This window comes from Brumimicrobium oceani, from assembly GCF_003143775.1.
Taxonomy (GTDB): Bacteria; Bacteroidota; Bacteroidia; order Flavobacteriales_D; family Crocinitomicaceae; genus Brumimicrobium; species Brumimicrobium oceani.
In genome coordinates this window covers 184,837-203,897 of record NZ_QFRJ01000004.1, presented here as the reverse complement: position 1 = coordinate 203,897, position 19,061 = coordinate 184,837, and the positions used below count along the sequence as shown (strand labels likewise).

Genomic DNA, 19,061 nt, shown 5'->3' with positions numbered 1-19,061 from the left:
TCAACCGCGTTGTAATTTGGGTTGTTTTTACACGGAGGTTTATTTGAGGAGTCACGGAGTTGCGCGGAGGTTTTTATTGATGGTTTTGGGATGGAGGTGTTTTTTAAGAATTTCAACTGCGTTGTAATTGGGGTTATTTTTACACGGAGGTTTAATGGAGGAGTCACGGAGTTGCACGGAGGTAATTTAGAAGGGGAGGGGAGTTTCTCTCTAAGCACTAAAACACAAATCTCTTAATTCCGTTTTTCAATAGTTTTTCATGAAAATTGATCAATAATCCTAAATCATATTTGCCTAATTTCATATATGTTAAGATTTGAGCGGTATGTACATCTGTAAATTTTTCAACAGCTTTTAATTCGACAACATTCCTTTCTTCAACTAACAAATCAATTCTATAACCGTGATCGATTATAACTTCTTTGTAAATTATGGGCAAAGCGATTTCTCGTTGTATATGTAAACCTCTTAATTCCAATTCGTAAGCTAAACACTCATTATATGCGGATTCAAGAAGTCCCGGACCAAGCGCTTTATGTACCTCTATTGCACCTCCAATTATCTCTGCTGTTATATTTTTACCTATCATCTTTTAGTTTTTATATAAATATATTATTTTTTAATTATTCCTGAAAATCAATTGATTACATTTTATTTCTCTTTTCCCTCTTAAGACCTAAGACGTTTCTTCCTTTTCTACTTCTTTTCGCTCTGTGTAACTCCGTGACTCCTCCACTTTTCCTCTGCGTAAAATCCAAGCCCCACAGGTGCTTTTACCAAAACTTCACCTCCTTTTCTTCCTTTTCTACTTCTTTTTCCTCTGTGTACCTCTGTGAAACCCCTCCTTTTCCCCTCTGTGTAAAACCCAAGCACCGCAGGTGCTCTTACCTAAACTTTACCTCATTTTCTTCCTTTTCTACTTCTTTTTCGCTCTGTGTAACTCTGTGACTTCTCCACTTTTCCTCTATGTAAAAACCAAGCACCACAGGTGTTCTTTTCGTAACTTTGAAGTAAAAAATTCAACACCACTGGCACCTTCTAAAACTTTCTCTCCCTTAATTCCTCTTTCTTTAATTTAAATTATGATTTTTGTACCATGGAAATTAAAAGTTGGATTCATGCAGCGCGATTAAGAACTTTACCGCTCTCTCTTTCGGGGATTATAGTAGGAAGCTTCGTGGCTTACAAGCAAGGTTTTTGGGATAATAGAATTTTTGCGCTTGCTATCCTCACCACTTTATTTCTTCAAATTCTATCCAATTTTGCTAACGATTTAGGCGATAGCTATAAAGGTGCAGATAATGAAGGTCGGGTAGGCCCAATGCGTGCTATTCAATCTGGGAAAATTACTCAAAAAGGAATGATTTTCGGTTCTGTTGTGATGTCGGTGCTTTCTTTAGTGACTGCAATTCCATTGATCATTATCGGAACAACTGGAATGCCTTCTTCCGTACTTTGGGCTTACGTCGTTTTGGCTTTATTGAGTGTTTTGGCAGCAATAACCTATACCGTTGGAAAAAAAGCCTACGGATATAATGGGATGGGAGACGTTATGGTGTTTATATTTTTTGGATTGGTTAGTGTTTTAGGAGTTTATAGTTTGTACTCAAAACAATTCGATTGGGGTTTGTTGGGTATGGCTATCGGAATTGGAATGTTGAGTATCGCAGTTCTTAATCTCAATAATATGCGTGATCATGAAAACGATAAATTAGTGAATAAAAGAACAATTGTGGTCTCCATGGGATTCGAAAAAGCAAAAATCTACCATACTTTTTTGATTGTAGGTTCATTTATTGGAATTCTAACTTTCATCTTGTTAAATGAGTGGTGGTTGAGTTTAATCGCTTTATTCCCCTATATTATTCTTACAAAACACCTTTCTAAAGTTTGGAAAACGAAAATTCCTCAAACCCTAGACCCAGAATTAAAGAAAGTCGCACTTTCAACATTCGCAATTTCTATTCTCTTTTTAATTTCTACAGTATTATGAGTTTAAAAGCCAGTTTTGAAAAAAAAGTATTTGAATTTAAACGCCCAAGCGGGACCAGTCGGGGTGTTTTAACTGAGAAAAAAGCTTGGTTCATTACGGTTTGGAATCAAGAGAACCCAGAAATTAAAGGAGTAGGCGAGTGTAGTGTTATTCCCGGACTTTCGCCAGATTATTTGGATGATGCTTCCTATGAAAATGTGCTCAACTCGGTGGTTGTAGATGTAGATAGCTTTTCTGTAAATATTGAAGAGTTAAAGGATTATCCTTCAATTTATTTCGGGTTAGAAATGGCACTTTTAGATCTTAAAAATGGAGGAAAAGGAGTTTTTTATGAAACTGATTTTACCAAAGGAAAACAAGTTATTCCTATTAATGGATTGATTTGGATGGGTGATGAAGATTTCATGCAGTCTCAAATTTCTCAAAAAATCAAAGAAGGGTTTTCCTGTATTAAAATGAAAATTGGAGCCATTGATTTCGAAAAAGAATTAGAAATTTTAGCGGGAATAAGAAAACAAGTATCGGCCAAAGAAATTACTTTAAGAGTAGATGCTAACGGAGCTTTCACACCCGAAGATGCACCAGAGAAATTAAAAAGATTATCAGAATTTGAATTGCATTCAATAGAGCAACCTATAAAACAAGGTCAAATTACAGAAATGCATGAACTCTGCTCGAAAAATATTCTTCCGATAGCCTTAGACGAAGAATTAATTGGAGTTCATGACTTGGAAGACAAAAAGCAATTGTTGGATAAAATTCAACCTCAATACATCATTCTGAAACCAAGTCTAATTGGCGGATTCAAAGGAACGAAAGAATGGATTGAACTTGCTGAAAAAAGAAATATTCCGTGGTGGATCACCAGCGCTTTGGAATCAAATGTGGGACTGGATGCCATTGCACAATTTACAAGCACTTATGAAATTACCCTTCCACAGGGGTTGGGAACCGGAGCCTTGTACACGAATAATACAGCAAGCTTGTTGAAGGTAGAGAGTGGTGAATTGCGCAGGGGATGATATGCGCAGGGATGATTTGTGTAGGGGCGATTTGCAAATCGCCCTTACACAAATCATCCCTACATCCAATACCTATCCAACAAATACAACAGCGCACTTAAACTCCCAGCGCCTAACTCCAATTCTCTCTTATTCACATTTTCGAAAACATCGTTGGCATTGTGGTGAAAGTCAAAATAACGCTGGCTATCTGGAACAAAGCCAAACAAGCCAATGTCTTCAAATTGGTCTTTCAAAGGTCCAATATCAACACCCCCGTATCCAAATTCAAAATGGTGAATTAAATAAGGTTTAAATAGCCTTTGAAACGAACGAATTAAATCTAAATGTTCTTGTTTGCCATCCACGGAAAAGCCCCTTGGAGAAAATCCACCTCTATCACTTTCAATGGCTAAAATATGGTTCTCACCGCTTGCTTTTACTTTCTTTGCATAAGTTTTCCCACCCATATTTCCGTTTTCCTCATTCATAAAGAAAACGACACGTAAAGTATTTTTAGGTTGATAATTCAACTCTTTTAAAATTCGAAGTGCTTCCATAGAGTGCACAATTCCGGCACCATCATCATGAGCGCCTTCACCAATATCCCAAGAATCCAAATGCCCACCAATTGTAATAATGTTGTTTGGATTTTCGCTTCCTTTTATTTCAGCAATTACGTTATGCGACAATTTATCAGGTAAAACTTTACAATCCATTCCAAAGTGAAAAGTTAGTTTACCCTGACTTTCTTTTATCAAGTTTTCTAATGCTGTAGCATCATTTGTAGATAAAGCCGCTGCGGGAATTTTCTTTAAGCCCTCTTCGTAACGCATGGTCCCCGTGTGAGGGTGTTCGTGTTCACTCAAACTCAAAGAGCGAATAATTACGGCTTTTGCTCCCAGCCTAGCTGCATCAATGGCGCCAAATCCTCTGATTGGATAGCAGGCCCCATAAGCGTTGAAAGTTGTAATCATTTTCTGATCCATGGGCTGGGCAATAAAAACGATCTTTCCTTCAATTGCTTTTTTCTCAGCTTTCAGAAGAGCGTCTCTGTTTTCGAACATAATTATTTCACCAGACATTATGCCATTAGTAGGCACAGAACCTCCTAACGCAAGTAGATTTACCTTTGTAATCTTACCATTTTCCGATTGATAATAGCCGTTTTCTTTAGTTCCTCTCTCCCAGTGTGGGACCATTACTTCTTGTAAATAAACGCTATCAAAATCATACTTTTTGAGGCGGTGATATCCCCACTGAACGGCCATTTCTGCACTCACAGAACCTGAAAGTCTTGCACCAATATCTTTGCATAAACTACGTAAATCTTCGTAAGCTTTTCCATTTTCAAGGGCTTCAGTATAAATATTTCTCAGCATCATACTGTCTTCCTTGGTTTTTATTTCTTGCGCATTTCCAGGAAAGAATAAAAGAAGAACAGCAACAAAACACGTAATTTTAGAATAATGCATATATAAGTATTTCTATAATGGTCGAAAGTAGTAAAAAACAAAATAATCTGGCGTTATTCTTCCAAAAAACTGGATTGCGTTAGACTGTAAAGAGAACATTCATTGAAGATTATAAAATACGAATGCCTTAACGACATTGATTGTAATTTCCTTGTTTATTGAAGGATTCATTTAACTTTGTGTTGAAATAAACTAAATAAAATGAAGAACTCATTGAATAAAGGGGTGCATTACTTATTATTGGTGGTTTTGATGGCCTCCGCATTATATGTTTTTGTTTACTATATGCTCGCTAGTGAAATTCTAGAACTACGTACTTTACCAACCAACTTCTTAATCGCTGTGGTGGTCTATATATTTGCACAGATAATTAAAAGATATTTACAAAAGAAAATGCCTTGGTACAACTGGTTGTATTATTTGGGCCTTTTGGCTGTTGTAATTCCATTACCACTTTTTTCAGTACAAGGAAGTTGGGTCTTTTCTCTCACAAGATGGGGGTCTTTGTTCTTACTTATTCCACCATTAATTGAGTTTTTGATTTTGATAAAATCAAAGCCCGTAAAGAATCAATGAATTATTAAAACCTTTGTAATAACCAATTCAGTATGCTTTAAAGAAACCACAGAACATTTTCAATTAAAATAATTGATTTTATTGGACGGTAGGAAAGAGCTTTTTGTCGAATTTTAAGATTTTTACAACTTGTAATATGAATTATTGTTAACGGTTTGCTATATTGTGATGCTAATCATTTACCACCGAAGCAACTGAACTGTTGAATTATGAAAAATGACAACTTAATAGATGATATAAAATTTTCTTTACTTATTGATGTGATTCATAAGTTTAGTCAAGAAATTATTTCTGCAAATACAGAAAAGGAAATCTTTAGAATTCTTACCAACGAGGTATCAAAGCAAATGAAGTTTTTAGATTGTGTCATTTATAAGGTCGACAACAATTCAAAATCTCTTATCCAGGTGGCTGCTTTTGGACCCGCAAAAATTGCTAATGATGAAATTAGAAATCCCCTCCAATTGAAGTTTGGAGAAGGACATGCGGGAAAGGTGGCTGAAACAGGAAAGACACTTTTGGTTGACGACGTTTCTAAAAGTGAAGATTATATTTTTGATATAGTTCAAGCAGGCTCAGAGTTGATTGTTCCAGTAAAAATTGACAATGTTGTTTACGCGGTAATTACTAGTGAACACCCTGATAAACATTTTTATAATGAGGGTCATCAAAAGCTTCTAGAGGTTATTACTTCAATAGCCGTGGGTGCTTTGGTTAAAATACATGAAGCTTTAGAATTGGGTAAGATTAAAGAAAAATTAGAGCTGGTCTTAGAACGGAAAAGTGCAGATTTAGATATGGCGGTAGAAACCTTGTCTAGCCAATTCTCTGCACTTAAACACCAACATGCTAAACAAGAATCATTAATTCAAGAAGTTCATCATAGGGTAACCAACAACTTGCAGGTTATATCAAGTATTTTGCGCCTTTATATTCATCAGGATGAAAATAAATTAAATACACCTTTAAAGGAGGTTCATAATCGTGTACAAGCTATGGCACTTATCCATCAGAATATTTATAAATCGATGGAGGTGAGTTTGGTGAATATTAATACTTACCTATATGATTTAATCAATTATCTAAAAAGTACAGCGGAGGACCATAAAGTGAGTATCGATGTGAGAGTAGACTTCGATTATTTTGGAGTGGATGTATTGGTACCCTTAGGTTTATACATCACTGAAATTTATTACTATTGGTTAAGTGAGAAGGCTGCCAATCAAGACGTTAATCTCAGTTTACATTTGTTTGAGGATAATGCTAAATTTTCTTATAAATTAATCATTAAGGATGATGACGAAAACCCATTCAACAATGAAATCGATTTGGTTGAGGCAGAAGACGTTAGTTCAACATTGATTTCAGCGCTAATTGATCAATTAGACGGGGACTTAACGCAAGGATTTCGTGAAGGTAACTTTAAAGAGTTAAGCTTTAACCCTACATCGTAAGCAAATACATTCTTTTTGCAATAATAAGCCAGGTCACTCATTGATCTGAAGTCACATTTTTTCTTTTTTATATCATCCTGATTTAAAAAGTTTATTTTTGCAGCTCAATTTATTTTAAATTCTGAGTTATGAGGGTATTGTATATACTTATGAGATTTATCTTAAAATTAACCTTGTGGGTTTATTATCCGCGGTTTAAAAACGTTAATCAACCAAAAAAACGTTTTACTAGAACAATCTATATGAGTAATCATGCCTCATCATTCATGGACCCTTTAACTGTTGTAGGAAGTCAAGCTCCTATTGTATTCTTCATGACAAGGTCTGATATTTTTAAACCATTTCTTAAGCCTATTCTTTGGGCTGCTCACATGCTGCCAATTTATAGAAAGCATGATGGTGTAGATACGAAGAAGAAAAATGAAGCTGTTTTTGATAAATGTGCCAAGATTTTGAATGGTGGACGAAGCTTGATTGTTTTTGCGGAGGGCTTTACAGACAATGTTTTTATACGTCGTTTGAAACCAGTAAAAAAGGGTGCAATTAGAATAGGTTTCAATTCTTTAGAAAAGTACAATTGGAAAAAGAAGATTTACATCCAAGCAATTGGTGCTAATTACTCCGACCCTAATAAGCTGGGGAGTGATTGTATCATTTCTAACGGTCAGTCTATTTGTTTAAATGATTATAAAAACGAATATGAAAAAGATGCCAATAGAATAATTTTTGAGCTTACGCAGAGAATGGAGCAAGAAATGCGTGATCAGATCACCGATGTTAGGAATGAAAAAATGGCTCCTTTCCATGAAAATATTATGCGCATCACCAGAAAAGGGATGAACGCTGAGGATTCAGACTTTAGAATACCTTTGCTGAAAAGATGGGAATATTCTAAGAACTTAGCGAAGTGGTTTAATGAACAAGAATTGGAGAAAAATGATGATTTAATGGCGTTGAAAAGTCGTCTTGAGAATTATTTCTTACTTCAAGAAAAAGAAAATGTTAAAGAAACCCCTTTATATAATGTGATCACAAATAATCGAAAAACAGCTAGGAATTACTTACAATTGATTTTCACCTTTCCTTTTATGATTCTGGGAATGATACACAGCTATTTGCCTTATAAATTCATTAAATCCTTTGTAGAGAAGTCCTTTAAACGAAAAGTGTTTTGGGGAAGTGTGAAGATGTTGTTGGGATTTGTTGCAATTGCTCTTTTCAATGTGCCACTCATGATACTAATGGTAAAACTATTTGATTTACCTTCTTTTGTTGGTGTCATTTATTTCTTAACTGTAATTCCTATTGTTAGTTTGTTTGCTTATAAATGGTTCGAGGTGTTTAAAATAAACAAAATGATGAAAGATATCTCAAGAAGAGATGTTTCCAAAATTAGTTATGAAAGAATGCTGATTAAAGAACAAATAGAGGCATTAATTCCTGTTGCATAAATAAAGTCTCGAGAGTTTATTGCTGAAGTATGCAGGAGGTTTTTTTATATAGTGCAATGCTTGTTGGAAAGTGAGTTTAGCAATACATATATCAAGTAATTTCATTCAGAAGACTTAGCCTTTAGCCGACAAGAAAAACAGGTGGGATAAGCTCAATTGGATGGATTTATTGCATTCTCGACCAAGCACTACATAAAACAAAACTAATGTTGATCAAATAAAGTGCAAAACCAAGCCCTTCTATGTTTTTAAGACTGTCTTCCTGTAAATGAAATGGAATAGGAAAGCTACACCAGACCCCCAAAGTGCTCCACCAATAATATCTGATGGATAATGAACTCCAAGATACATTCGGCTGTATGAAACAAGTAAAGCCCAAAACAAAAGTATAGGAACTATAAATTTAATTTTTGATTTCAACTGCTGAATAAACATAACTGCAATCACAAATGAGTTTGTCGCATGGCCGGAAATAAAACCATACTGACCTCCTTTGTATAATTCACCCGGTTTGAATTCGTAATATCGCAGTTGTTCACCTAATGTTAGGTGATGCGATGGACGGTAACGCATAAAGGTATGCTTGAATCCATAATTGGCTGTGAAGTCTGCAAAACCAACTGCTGCGAAGCCAAAAACAGTAAACCAAACTGCATGTTTAAGAGAGTATTTATAGTAAACCAAAACAAAGAGGAAAATATAAAAAGGAAACCAAATTGGGGTATTACTAATCCACCACATCAACCAGTCCAAGAAAGGAGAGTGCGCGCTGTTTATGGCGATTAAAACAGTCTGTTCTATTTCTTTAAGCCACTCAATCATGGTCTAATGTATTCCAAATTAAATCTTTCAATTCTGCCAAGTTTTGCTGGGCAACAGAAGAGATGAAAATGGTTTTTAAATCAGGGAGTTGTTTTCTGATTTCATCCTTCAATTCATCATCTAACATGTCTGATTTGGAAACCGCTAAAATTCTCTCCTTGTCCAATAATTGAGGATTATATTGTCTCAATTCGTTAATCAAGATTTGATATTCTTTGGCAATGTCATCACTGTCCGCAGGAACAAGAAAAAGTAATAATGAATTCCGTTCGATATGTCTCAGGAATCTTAGACCTAACCCTTTTCCTTCGTGAGCACCTTCAATAATACCTGGAATATCGGCCATTACGAAAGATCGATTTCCTCGGTAACTAACTATCCCTAAATTAGGACGAAGTGTGGTAAATGCATAATCTGCTATTTCAGGTTTAGCTGCTGAAAGCACAGAGAGTAAGGTGCTTTTTCCAGCATTAGGAAACCCTACCAATCCAACATCCGCTAAAACTTTTAACTCTAAAATTGTCCATCCTTCCTCTTCATCTTCCCCTGGTTGGGCGTAATCTGGAGAACGATTGGTAGAACTTTTAAAATGCGTATTTCCGCGACCACCTTTTCCACCTTTTCTTACAATTTCTTCTTGACCATCTTCATCAATTTCAAAAAGAATTTCGTTGGTTTCAGAATCTCTAACGATAGTTCCTACGGGCACATCGATATAAGCATCGTTTCCTTCAGCTCCTGTTCTTTGTTGCGCACCTCCCGATTTTCCATGGTCGGCTTTAGTGTGTTTTTGAAATTTAAGGTGCAAAAGTGTCCACATTTGCTTATTTCCTCGAATGATAACATGTCCACCACGACCACCATCACCACCATCAGGACCTCCTTTGGGAATGTGGCGTTCTCTTCTCATGTGGCGAGAACCTGCACCTCCTTTTCCTGAACGGCAGTATATTTTTACGTAATCTACAAAGTTATCTGAGGCCATTCAATTAATCTTTAAGGGATTCTATTGTTTCGATAATTGCATCCGTAATTTCTTCTATTCCGCCTAAACCGTTTATTTTGTGTAGTTTATCTTGAGCATTGTAGAAAACTTTTACAGGAGCAGTTTCGTTGTTATAAACTGAAATTCTATTTGCGATAATTTCTGGGTTAGCGTCATCTGTTCGACCAGAATCGATTGCTCTTTTGCGTAATCTTTCTTTCAATTCATCCTCTGGAACTTCCAAAGCAATCATTCCTGCAACTTTGGCATCTTTCTCAGCTAAAAACTCATCTAGAGCTTCTGCCTGGACTTTAGTTCTTGGAAAACCATCAAAAATAAAACCTTTTGGGTTAACGTGCTTGTTAACCTCAGATTTTAACATGTTGATTGTTACTTCATCGGGTACCAATTGTCCTTTGTCAATATATGATTTAGCCAATTGTCCTAATTCTGTTTTGTTTCCAATATTAAACCTGAAAATATCACCCGTTGAAAGGTGTATTAGTCCATATTTCCGAATGATATTAGCTGATTGCGTTCCTTTTCCAGCGCCTGGAGGTCCAAATAATACTAAATTTAACATAGTTTCTTTATTCAATTATCTTATAAATTTCTCTGGTATTTCTACCTACCTCCATGTAGTCCAAGCCATACCCCACAATAAATTTGTTAGGTATTTCAATTCCAACATACTTTGGCGGATATTTACCTTTAAAAGCATCAGGCTTATATAAAAGTGTTGCTACCTGCACTGATTTTGGTGCGTTATGGTCTATCATAGAGTATAATTTACTCAAGGTAAGCCCCGAGTCAACTATGTCTTCCAAAATAACTACATGTTTATCTTTGATGTCTGTGGTTAATCCAATTAACTCATGCACTTTTCCCGTGCTAGATGTTCCTTTGTATGAAGTTACCTTAACAAATGATATTTCACATTCTAAATCAATATCCTTTATAAGGTCAGCAGCAAACATAAACGCACCGTTTAGTACTCCAACAAAGATGATTTCCTCGCCTTTATAATCAGTGTTTATTCGTTTTGCTACCGTTTGTATAGATTTTTGAATTTCATCTTCAGAAATGTATAGTTCGAACTTCTTATCTTTTATTTGCACCTTTTCTTGATTTGTACTTTCCACAAAGATAATATTTTTAAAACATTTTAATTGTTCCTAAAGTTTTTTATGAAACATCTGTCATTCTACAAAAGGCTTCTGTATCTTCGCATTGATTTTGAAAACTTGAGAATAATGAAAAAACAGTGGTACGGAGAAGCATTTAAATTAGGAGTTTTAGGTGGTGGACAATTGGGGCGAATGATGATTCAGTCTGCGATGAATTATGATGTTCATGTTTATGTTATGGATGCATCTAAGACTGCTCCTTGCGGTACTTTAGCATATGAATTCACAGAAGGAGATATTCAATCTTACGATGATGTAATCAATTTCGGAAAGGATAAGGATGTTTTAACGGTGGAAATTGAGCACATTAATGTTGAAGCATTAGAAGAATTAGAAAAGCAAGGCGTTAAAGTATTTCCGCAACCAAGGGTTTTAAAATTAATTCAAGATAAAGGTTTGCAAAAACAGTTCTATCAAGAAAACAATATACCTACTGCACCTTTTCACCTAATTGAAAATGAAGCAGGATTAGAAAAATACACATCGGAATTACCTTTCATTCATAAAATGAGAAAAGGGGGCTATGACGGAAAAGGAGTTGCAGTAATAAAAACACCCGAGGATTTCGATGGTGCTTTTGATGTTCCTGCATTAATTGAAGATAAAATTAATTTTACAAAGGAACTTTCTGTAATCGTAGCAAGAAATGAACAGGGAGAGGTGAAATCCTTTCCTGTTGTGGAATGTGAGTTCAGCGAAGAATTGAACTTAGTTGAATTTTTGTTTAGTCCAGCAGATATTTCTCCAGCTCTTGAGCAAAAAGCAAGCAATTTAGCAAAAGAGCTTATTGAAAAGTTAGATATGGTTGGACTCTTAGCTGTAGAATTGTTTTTAACAGAAGAAGAGGATTTATTGGTTAACGAGGTGGCACCAAGAACGCATAATAGTGGGCACCACACCATAGAGTGTAATTATGTTTCTCAGTTTGAACAGCATTTACGCGCTATTTTGGGGCTTCCTTTGGGAGATACTGCTATAAAAACGGCTGGTGTGATGGTGAATTTGATAGGGGAAAAGAATTTTGAAGGTCCGGCCAAGTATGAAGGGATGGAGGAGTTGATGAAGATGTCAGGAGTGTATGTTCATTTATATGGAAAGTCAACCACGAAACCAAACCGAAAAATGGGACACATTACTATAACGGATCAAGATATTGAACAGGCAAAAATCAAAGCCAGAAAAGTTCAAGAAGTGATTAAAGTTGTTACGTTTTGATGAATTACAACCTACATTAACGTTTTTTTATTAGTTTTATCAGATAGTTCCTGTATTTGTATGAAACTTTTAAAGTGGTTGCTTCTTTTTCTCCTTGCCTTCTCTAGCTCTTTTGCGGTTGATGCGCAGGTTTATACGTTTAAGAATTATAATTATGAAGAAGGGGTAAACCTTGTGTCTATTCTTTCTGTTGAAGAATCTGATGATGGTTATATTTGGTTTGGCACAGATGGCGCCGGTCTTTTACGCTTCGATGGAGAAGAGTTCGATTACTTAACTGAGATCCAAGGGCGAAATAATCGTCATGTCAATAGTATTAGTTTCCATCATAATCAATTATTTTATACCTCCTTATTCAGAGGGGTCTACACAATTCGTGAAGGTCAAATTGAAAGATTTAAATTCTTAAAACTACTTGGCCGTTCGCATGGCGTTTTTCATCTTGAAAATTCATTCATTGTCTTTGAAGATAGTGGGTTAAGACTTTTTAAAGACACTGTCTTAGTGCAAGAGGAAACCATTTTTCCTATTAATACTAAAATGGAATTCTATGGGGAATATAAAACCCAAGATGAGCTTTTCATTTTTAGTTCTGAAAGAAACTACCATGTTCAAAAGAAAAAAATTGCAAGCCTCAATGCATGGCTTGGCGTTGATGAGGTTGAGGTTAAAGATTACGTAGCGGCATTTAAAAAGCAGGATAGCCTTATTTTTGTAGATAAATGGCTGAAAAGTAAGCTTACGGTCGCTTTAAATGATGTGAAAAATTCGAGGAAAGCAAAGAAAGCAATTAAAGGAGATTTACTTGGTCCAGATGAATATGTTATCAAATGGGATAATAATGCATTCTCTATTTTCTATCTCACTAATAAAGGGAGGGTTATTGTTTATGACATTCATGAGGAGGAATTCAAAATAATAAAGAATAATTCTAAAGTACAAATCAATGACGCAACGGATATATTGGTTGACCGGAATAATGACATTTGGGTGACCACAAAAATGAATGGAGCGTTCCGAATTTCATTGGAACCTTTTACGCAGTTAAATAATCACGATTTATTGAGAGATGCTCACATTTACTTCGTAGGAAAAACAAATGAAGATCATTTAATTTTGAGCATCGGAGGTCAAGGAACTTTTATTGGTGAGGAAACGGATAAAGACTCCTTTGTGCAAAGAAAAGAAGTTTATGTAATATCAATGACCCATGTTGATGAAAAACTTTTGGTTTCAACCAATCTTGGAGTTTTTCAAGTAAAAGGAAAGGAGTTAGTCGATTATGAACCGTTGCGCCATTTGAAAGGAGAACGTGTATCTTTAATTTTTAACGATTTAGATTATATTTGGTATGCGATAGAAAGTAATGGACTTTTTAGAAAAAACTTAAAAACCAACGAGGTGGAGTCTTTTCCCTCGGTTCCAGCGTATATTTACAATGCAGTAGCGGCAAAGGATTCATCTGCTATTTATTTCGGAACAAATTTAGGGATCCTAAAATATGATCGATTCAAAAATCAGTTCGAAAAAAGAATAAAAAGTGTAGATGGCGAGTCTATGGGGTTTTACGTGGGGAACTCTTCAATAGACATTTATGGCACTGTTTGGTTTACCATTGATAAAGGTTTAATTGGTATTACAAAAGACAACAAAAGAGTCGCTATTAGCTCCGAAAAAGTACTTCCTTCCTTATTGTTTTATACTTTAAATACAGACAATTTTGGAAATATCATTGTAGGAACTAATAAAGGAATAACCAGAATATCGGTAAATAAAAATGGTGAAGTTTTAAATAGTAAAACCTATAATAAGCAAAACGGTTTCTATGGATATGAAACGCATATGCGATCTGCATTTAAATCGGAAGATGGTAATATTTTATTGGGAACTTTAGGCGGTTTAATTCTTTTGAGGCCAGAGTTGTTTGTGAAAGAAACTATGCTTAACCAGCCCGTCATATTTTCGTTTAAAAATAAGAATACAGAAAACTTAATTAATAGCAAAAACCCAATTGTTTTTAACTCTGAAAACAATAATCTCCTTATCGAATTTAAGAGTATAAACTCAAAATCGAATCACGTTTCTTACAGCTACAAATTAGTGGGGCCAGATAAGAAATGGAAAGATTGGTCGGAGTGGTCTACAAGTAAAGAAGCTATTTTAAATAATGTGCAATCAGGCAGCTATGAATTCTTGGTGAAGTCCTCTGATGATGGAATAAAAGAGAGTAAACCAGAAACCATAAGTTTTGCTGTTAAAGTTCCTTTTTACAGTAGTAAATGGTTCATTATACTAATTATAGGTCTCGCACTTCTTCTAAATGTGCTGTTTTTAAATAAGGTGAGTAGCTTTAATCGCAAGAATATAATCTTAGATAAAAATATAAATGCTGATCGTAAAATGGCTAAGGGCGTTCTAATTTTTGGTGCAATTGCCAATACCTCAGGACACCTTTTTGGGCCGCGATTAGATGAGACGTTAACTAATTATGATTTCATTGCGATTGTTACCGGTATGATCTTAATACTGATGTACTTCATTATGAAATACATCGATAGGTCAAATAAGCAACCGAGAATTTATTTGCTTATTGGGTATTTCACTTTGTTGATCTATAATTATGTCTTCGCTTACTTTTCGGACATACATCCATTTTATTTTGTAGGAATACTGCTGGTGACTTTTGTCGCGCCCTATATTCTGAGAAGTCTAAGGGAAGCAATATATCTAAGCTTTTTTATGGGTTTTATGAGTATTTCTATCATATATTTGGTCGAAAACTCAGGCTATAATCAATATTTATTCCTCATGGGTACGGCTATTGCAAGCTTCCTAATGATTTTTAAAACTTACCTTCGTAATAGCTCTTTAGAGCAATTAATTTTTACATCTGGAGTAGTAAACAATGGAAATGCTTTAGTTGTCGCTTTCGATAAAAAGGGAACGATTTCATTTGCTAGTTCCAATATCGGAATTTTATTAGGTCTGGATGACCCGCTCAAAGGGGAGAGCATCATGGGGTTAAAGAATTATCAACCGCTAAACAGTAGTGCTACAGATTTCTCCTATCAGGATATGGTGACCAACTTTAAGGAGGGGGCTATATTTGTAGCTCCATTCTATACAGCAGACGAAGATGTTGTTTATTATCAGTGGTCATGCGAAATGTTTTCAGATGATTTACGTGTTATTCTAGGGCAAGATGTAACAGAGAAAATAAACTTAGAAAACTATTACGAACTCATTGTTAAAAATGCCGACGGTCTAATTTTTCAGATGGATACAACAGGGAACTTTACCTTTGTAAATGAGAAATCTTGTGATGTTTTTGAACGACCAAAGGAGGAGTTGCTAGAAGCCTCACTTTTAGATTTTGTAGAGCCCTCATATCGAAAAGAAGTAAAAAAATACCTTGCATCTTCTTTAAGAGAAAGCAGTAAAGGAAAGTATAAAGAATTTCCGATCAGAACACATGAGGGAGAAGTGAAATGGCTTGCACAGAATCTCACAACCATGCGAAAGACAGGTGTAGGTGATGGAATTACTGGTTTTTTAGGATTGGCTAGGGATATTACCAGCACTCGAAAAGCAAATGCAATTATAAAAGAACAGAATAAGTCGATTACTGATTCTATTAATTACGCCAGAAGAATCCAATTTAATATGTTGCCGCGTTCGGCTGAATTTAAGCACGCTTTTAAAGATCACTTCATTCTGTATAGGCCTAAAGATATTGTTTCAGGAGATTTCTTCTGGTTAAAGGAAGTTGAAGACAAAACCATTTTGATTTTGTCCGACTGCACTGGCCATGGCGTTCCTGGATCATTTATGACGCTGCTAGGGATTAATATCTTGAACCAAATTATTGAAGAAGCTAGAATTGTTGATCCCGGTGAAATACTGAATCAGCTTGATGAAAGGTTATCTGAACTATTGCCACGCGATGGGCAAAATAGAATTCAAGATGGTATGGAAATCGTTGTTTGTGCCTTTGATAAGAATACCGACCGCGTGGAATATGCATTGGCAGGTGGTCGATTCCTTATTAAAGATAACAAAACCGAGAGTGTTCAAGTGATTAAAGGACAAATTAAACATATAGGAGGCGAGGCGGTATCTGATGATTTTAGGTACAAAACAGAAGAGATAGTGGTGACAAGGGATCAAATAGTTTATCTTTTCTCTGATGGATATCCAGATCAATTTGGTGGATCAAGAAATAAAAAAATTACAATAAAAAAATTCCTAGCCTTGGTTGACGCAATTTCTAATCAGCCTATGAGCGAGCAGAATACAATTCTTCAAGAATACCACAGGGAATGGGTGGGGAATACAGAGCAAACAGATGATATTACAGTAATTGCAGTTCGAGGTAAGAAGTGATTTTTTTCTTTTTTATTTGGTGGGTTCTTCTATTATTTACTATCTTTAATAGAGAACACCTAAAATCACTAAATCATGCAAGAAGAATATTTGCATTACCTCTGGCGCATGAAGCGCCTAAACTTTAATCTTTTGAAATTAACCAATGGAGTACCCATTAATATTCATGAAATTGGTTGGTATAACCTAGACTCCGGACCAGATTTTTTTAATGGAACTGTTTCCATCGATGGCTTGAAATGGTCAGGAAATATTGAACTACATATAAAATCTTCGGATTGGTATGCGCATAATCATCATTTAGACGAGGCCTATAATAATGTCGTTCTGCACGTTGTGTATGAACACGATAAAGAAGTTTTTGTAAATGGAGTCCTGTTGCCTACTATTGAGCTCAAGAGCCAAATTGATATGATTCATTTTAGTAATTATCAGAAAATCCTCTCTAATCCACAAAGAGTGCCCTGTGCGCATGTGGTAAAGAATTATAAATTGGCGTTGCTTCAACAGATAGATGTTTCTTTTCTTCACCGAATCGAAAGAAAAGGAATTGAACTGATAGAGATGCTGAATTTAGAAAAAAGAGATAAGTACTCTTTATTGCTCGCTGCTATTCTGCAAGCCACTGGTGGTAGGGTAAATAAACTGCCTATGCAAGAGCTGGCTAAAATTCTGCCCTATCAGTTAATTACTAAAGAGCAATGGGATAAAACCCGCCTAGAAGCCTTAGTTTTTGGGTCAGCAGGTTTCCTAAAGGAAGATTTTGCAGACGAATACTATAAAAGTCTTCAGCATACTTGGACTTTTCTTAAACACAAACATTCATTGTTAGAAATGAACAAGAGCGCATGGAAGTTTAGCGGAATCAGGCCCTACAGTTTTCCTAGTTTTATCTTGGCGCAAATAAATGCATTTCTCCTTCAATTTGATTTGAGGAGTTTAACCGATTTAACAGCTAAACAAATCATCGATCAAATAAATAAGTTATCTACGTCGTATATAGATGTGTATTGGGAAAATCATTTTGTCTTTGGAAAGCAATCAAAACAAAGAACCTTAAGCTTTTCAAAACAGTTTAAACAGAACTTAATTATAAATGGAGTGGTGCCTTACTTTGTTTCATTGAAACATTTGTACAATGATTTTTCCTATAGCGATATAGCTGTCGAATTGATGGAGAAACTGCCTTCGGAGAAAAATAATGTGGTAAATTATTGGCAGAATATCGGTTTTTCACCCCAAAATGCATTAGAAAGCCAGGGATTATTAGAATTAAACAATGAATTTTGTAAATTTAAAAAATGTTTGTCCTGTAAAGTGGGAACAGAAAATTTAGAGAAATAATTATGCAGAAGTTTATTCAGAAAATAGTGTTTTTTTTCGAAATGCGCTCCTTTGGGGTTAGTGAATGGTGGGCAAAAAAGCTAGGTGTAAGAACCACTAAGGTGCGTTTGTTTTTTATTTATAGCTCTTTTATTGCCTTGGGTTCGCCACTTATCTTATATCTTGCTATGGGCTGGATATTGGAGAATAAACATTTTTTTGGTTTACGTAAAAAAAGAAAGTCAATTTGGGAATTATGAATGATAAACAATTAAAAGTTTTGATAACGGGTAGTAATGGTCTACTCGGGCAGAAGTTGGTTCAACATTTTCAAAGGCATGAAGTGGAGTTTTTGGCGACTGCAAATTCAAAAAACAAACTGTCCTTTTGTCCAGCAGAAAACTTTGAAATCTTAGATGTTTCTAACGCCGTGAGTGTGGGCGAAGTGATAACCGCCTACAAACCAACTCACATTATAAACGCCGCGGCCATGACAAATGTGGATGCTTGCGAAGATTATGAAACAGAGTGTTTTGCTGTTAATACAATTGGTGTAGCCAATATTTTAGAGGAGATTCAAGGGACAGATATACATTTCATTCAAATTTCTACTGATTTTATATTTGATGGTAAAAAGAAACTTTATTCGGAAGAGGATACAGCAAATCCACTCAGTAATTATGGTAAGTCTAAATGGGAAGCCGAAGAGTTGATTTTTGAAAGCGGCTACAATAAGGTTTCTATTCTCAGAACTTCTATTGTTTATGGAGTTGGAGAAGCACTGAATAAAAATAATATTTTCAACTGGGCCCTTGCTGAGTTACGAGCAGAAAAGCAACTGAATATCGTGAATGACCAGTTCAGGACTCCAACTTTTGTGGAGGATCTTGTTCAGGCTTGCAGTAAAGTGATAGAGTTAGGAGAGTTTGGTGTGTATAATATTGCAGGCGGAGAGTTAATGTCAATGCACGATTATATAGTGTTAGTAGCTAAATACCTTGGAGTGGATTCGAGTTTTGTAAACGCTATTACATCAGAAAAACTAAATCAAAAAGCAGAGCGTCCGATCTCTTCTGGATTAAATATCGATAAGGCGAAAGACGAACTCTCCTATGTTCCAACGGATTTTGTCGAAAGCTTATCCAAAATTGACTCAGACAATTAAAATAATATTTTTAAATTAGCGAATCTGTCAC

At 35.4% G+C, this 19,061-nt stretch carries 15 protein-coding genes; 9 read left to right on the top strand and 6 right to left on the bottom strand.

Translation table 11 applies throughout. From position 1 onward, the window contains the following. Positions 1–217: 217 nt before the first annotated feature. Positions 218–589 carry a GxxExxY protein gene (locus DIT68_RS07440; protein ID WP_109359193.1) on the bottom strand — a complete coding sequence of 124 codons (372 nt, stop codon included), beginning with the start codon at positions 587–589 and terminating at the stop codon, positions 218–220. Between the two features lie 507 nt (positions 590–1,096). On the opposite strand from DIT68_RS07440, the gene menA reads away from it, so the two are divergent. Together menA and DIT68_RS07430 are read left to right on the top strand one after the other, a co-directional pair. Further along, on the top strand, positions 1,097–1,993 hold the full coding sequence (gene menA, locus DIT68_RS07435; RefSeq protein WP_109359192.1) for a 1,4-dihydroxy-2-naphthoate octaprenyltransferase: 897 nt from the start codon (positions 1,097–1,099) through the stop codon (positions 1,991–1,993). Then, positions 1,990–3,015: an o-succinylbenzoate synthase gene (locus DIT68_RS07430; protein ID WP_109359191.1), complete on the top strand. Its 1,026-nt coding sequence runs from the start codon at positions 1,990–1,992 to the stop codon at positions 3,013–3,015. The genes menA and DIT68_RS07430 overlap by 4 nt, the downstream gene beginning before the upstream one ends. A 59-nt stretch (positions 3,016–3,074) precedes the next feature. On the opposite strand, the gene DIT68_RS07425 is transcribed toward DIT68_RS07430, so the two are convergent. Further along, positions 3,075–4,469 carry a M20/M25/M40 family metallo-hydrolase gene (locus tag DIT68_RS07425; RefSeq protein WP_109359190.1) on the bottom strand — a complete coding sequence of 465 codons (1,395 nt, stop codon included), beginning with the start codon at positions 4,467–4,469 and terminating at the stop codon, positions 3,075–3,077. A 201-nt stretch (positions 4,470–4,670) separates the two neighbouring features. Between DIT68_RS07425 and DIT68_RS07420 the strand changes: the two genes are divergently transcribed. From DIT68_RS07420 to DIT68_RS07410, 3 genes are all read left to right on the top strand, one after another. Then, positions 4,671–5,045 (top strand): hypothetical protein, encoded by a 375-nt coding sequence (locus tag DIT68_RS07420; protein ID WP_109359189.1) that lies wholly within the window; start codon positions 4,671–4,673, stop codon positions 5,043–5,045. Positions 5,046–5,254: 209 nt separating this feature from the next. Next, entirely contained in the window at positions 5,255–6,499 is a 1,245-nt protein-coding gene (locus tag DIT68_RS07415; RefSeq protein ID WP_109359188.1) for a histidine kinase dimerization/phosphoacceptor domain -containing protein, read from the top strand. 128 nt (positions 6,500–6,627) lie between these two features. After that, positions 6,628–7,950 carry a 1-acyl-sn-glycerol-3-phosphate acyltransferase gene (locus DIT68_RS07410; protein WP_109359187.1) on the top strand — a complete coding sequence of 441 codons (1,323 nt, stop codon included), beginning with the start codon at positions 6,628–6,630 and terminating at the stop codon, positions 7,948–7,950. Between the two features lie 240 nt (positions 7,951–8,190). On the opposite strand, the gene DIT68_RS07405 is transcribed toward DIT68_RS07410, so the two are convergent. Genes DIT68_RS07405 through hpt form a run of 4 tightly spaced genes read right to left on the bottom strand, consistent with a single transcriptional unit; the run spans position 8,191 to position 10,899 of the window. Next, entirely contained in the window at positions 8,191–8,772 is a 582-nt protein-coding gene (locus DIT68_RS07405; protein ID WP_109359186.1) for a phosphatase PAP2 family protein, read from the bottom strand. Continuing rightward, positions 8,765–9,757: a GTPase ObgE gene (obgE, locus tag DIT68_RS07400; protein ID WP_109359185.1), complete on the bottom strand. Its 993-nt coding sequence runs from the start codon at positions 9,755–9,757 to the stop codon at positions 8,765–8,767. The genes DIT68_RS07405 and obgE overlap by 8 nt, the downstream gene beginning before the upstream one ends. Before the next feature lie 4 nt (positions 9,758–9,761). Continuing rightward, positions 9,762–10,340: an adenylate kinase gene (locus tag DIT68_RS16655; RefSeq protein ID WP_109359184.1), complete on the bottom strand. Its 579-nt coding sequence runs from the start codon at positions 10,338–10,340 to the stop codon at positions 9,762–9,764. A 7-nt stretch (positions 10,341–10,347) separates the two neighbouring features. Next, positions 10,348–10,899: a hypoxanthine phosphoribosyltransferase gene (gene hpt / locus DIT68_RS16650; protein ID WP_317133891.1), complete on the bottom strand. Its 552-nt coding sequence runs from the start codon at positions 10,897–10,899 to the stop codon at positions 10,348–10,350. A 111-nt stretch (positions 10,900–11,010) separates the two neighbouring features. Between hpt and DIT68_RS07385 the strand changes: the two genes are divergently transcribed. From DIT68_RS07385 to DIT68_RS07365, 4 genes are all read left to right on the top strand, one after another. After that, positions 11,011–12,159 carry a 5-(carboxyamino)imidazole ribonucleotide synthase gene (locus DIT68_RS07385; protein WP_109359182.1) on the top strand — a complete coding sequence of 383 codons (1,149 nt, stop codon included), beginning with the start codon at positions 11,011–11,013 and terminating at the stop codon, positions 12,157–12,159. A gap of 60 nt (positions 12,160–12,219) precedes the next feature. Then, the gene (locus DIT68_RS07380) at positions 12,220–16,542 is read left to right on the top strand and encodes a SpoIIE family protein phosphatase (RefSeq protein ID WP_109359181.1); all 4,323 of its coding nucleotides are present in this window, start codon (positions 12,220–12,222) and stop codon (positions 16,540–16,542) included. A gap of 75 nt (positions 16,543–16,617) precedes the next feature. After that, positions 16,618–17,886 (top strand): DUF2851 family protein, encoded by a 1,269-nt coding sequence (locus tag DIT68_RS07375; RefSeq protein ID WP_109359180.1) that lies wholly within the window; start codon positions 16,618–16,620, stop codon positions 17,884–17,886. Between the two features lie 235 nt (positions 17,887–18,121). Beyond that, a complete protein-coding gene (locus tag DIT68_RS07365; protein ID WP_109359178.1) occupies positions 18,122–19,030 on the top strand; it encodes an SDR family oxidoreductase in 909 nt (302 codons plus the stop codon). The last annotated feature ends 31 nt before the right edge of the window (positions 19,031–19,061 follow it).

What these genes read in the sequence shown, in the direction of transcription:
- DIT68_RS07440 (WP_109359193.1), bottom strand. Translation starts at nt 589, where the DNA reads ATGATAGGTAAAAATATAACAGCAGAGATAATTGGAGGTGCAATAGAG.
- menA (WP_109359192.1), top strand. Translation starts at nt 1,097, where the DNA reads ATGGAAATTAAAAGTTGGATTCATGCAGCGCGATTAAGAACTTTACCG.
- DIT68_RS07430 (WP_109359191.1), top strand. Translation starts at nt 1,990, where the DNA reads ATGAGTTTAAAAGCCAGTTTTGAAAAAAAAGTATTTGAATTTAAACGC.
- DIT68_RS07425 (WP_109359190.1), bottom strand. Translation starts at nt 4,469, where the DNA reads ATGCATTATTCTAAAATTACGTGTTTTGTTGCTGTTCTTCTTTTATTC.
- DIT68_RS07420 (WP_109359189.1), top strand. Translation starts at nt 4,671, where the DNA reads ATGAAGAACTCATTGAATAAAGGGGTGCATTACTTATTATTGGTGGTT.
- DIT68_RS07415 (WP_109359188.1), top strand. Translation starts at nt 5,255, where the DNA reads ATGAAAAATGACAACTTAATAGATGATATAAAATTTTCTTTACTTATT.
- DIT68_RS07410 (WP_109359187.1), top strand. Translation starts at nt 6,628, where the DNA reads ATGAGGGTATTGTATATACTTATGAGATTTATCTTAAAATTAACCTTG.
- DIT68_RS07405 (WP_109359186.1), bottom strand. Translation starts at nt 8,772, where the DNA reads ATGATTGAGTGGCTTAAAGAAATAGAACAGACTGTTTTAATCGCCATA.
- obgE (WP_109359185.1), bottom strand. Translation starts at nt 9,757, where the DNA reads ATGGCCTCAGATAACTTTGTAGATTACGTAAAAATATACTGCCGTTCA.
- DIT68_RS16655 (WP_109359184.1), bottom strand. Translation starts at nt 10,340, where the DNA reads ATGTTAAATTTAGTATTATTTGGACCTCCAGGCGCTGGAAAAGGAACG.
- DIT68_RS07385 (WP_109359182.1), top strand. Translation starts at nt 11,011, where the DNA reads ATGAAAAAACAGTGGTACGGAGAAGCATTTAAATTAGGAGTTTTAGGT.
- DIT68_RS07380 (WP_109359181.1), top strand. Translation starts at nt 12,220, where the DNA reads ATGAAACTTTTAAAGTGGTTGCTTCTTTTTCTCCTTGCCTTCTCTAGC.
- DIT68_RS07375 (WP_109359180.1), top strand. Translation starts at nt 16,618, where the DNA reads ATGCAAGAAGAATATTTGCATTACCTCTGGCGCATGAAGCGCCTAAAC.
- DIT68_RS07365 (WP_109359178.1), top strand. Translation starts at nt 18,122, where the DNA reads ATGAATGATAAACAATTAAAAGTTTTGATAACGGGTAGTAATGGTCTA.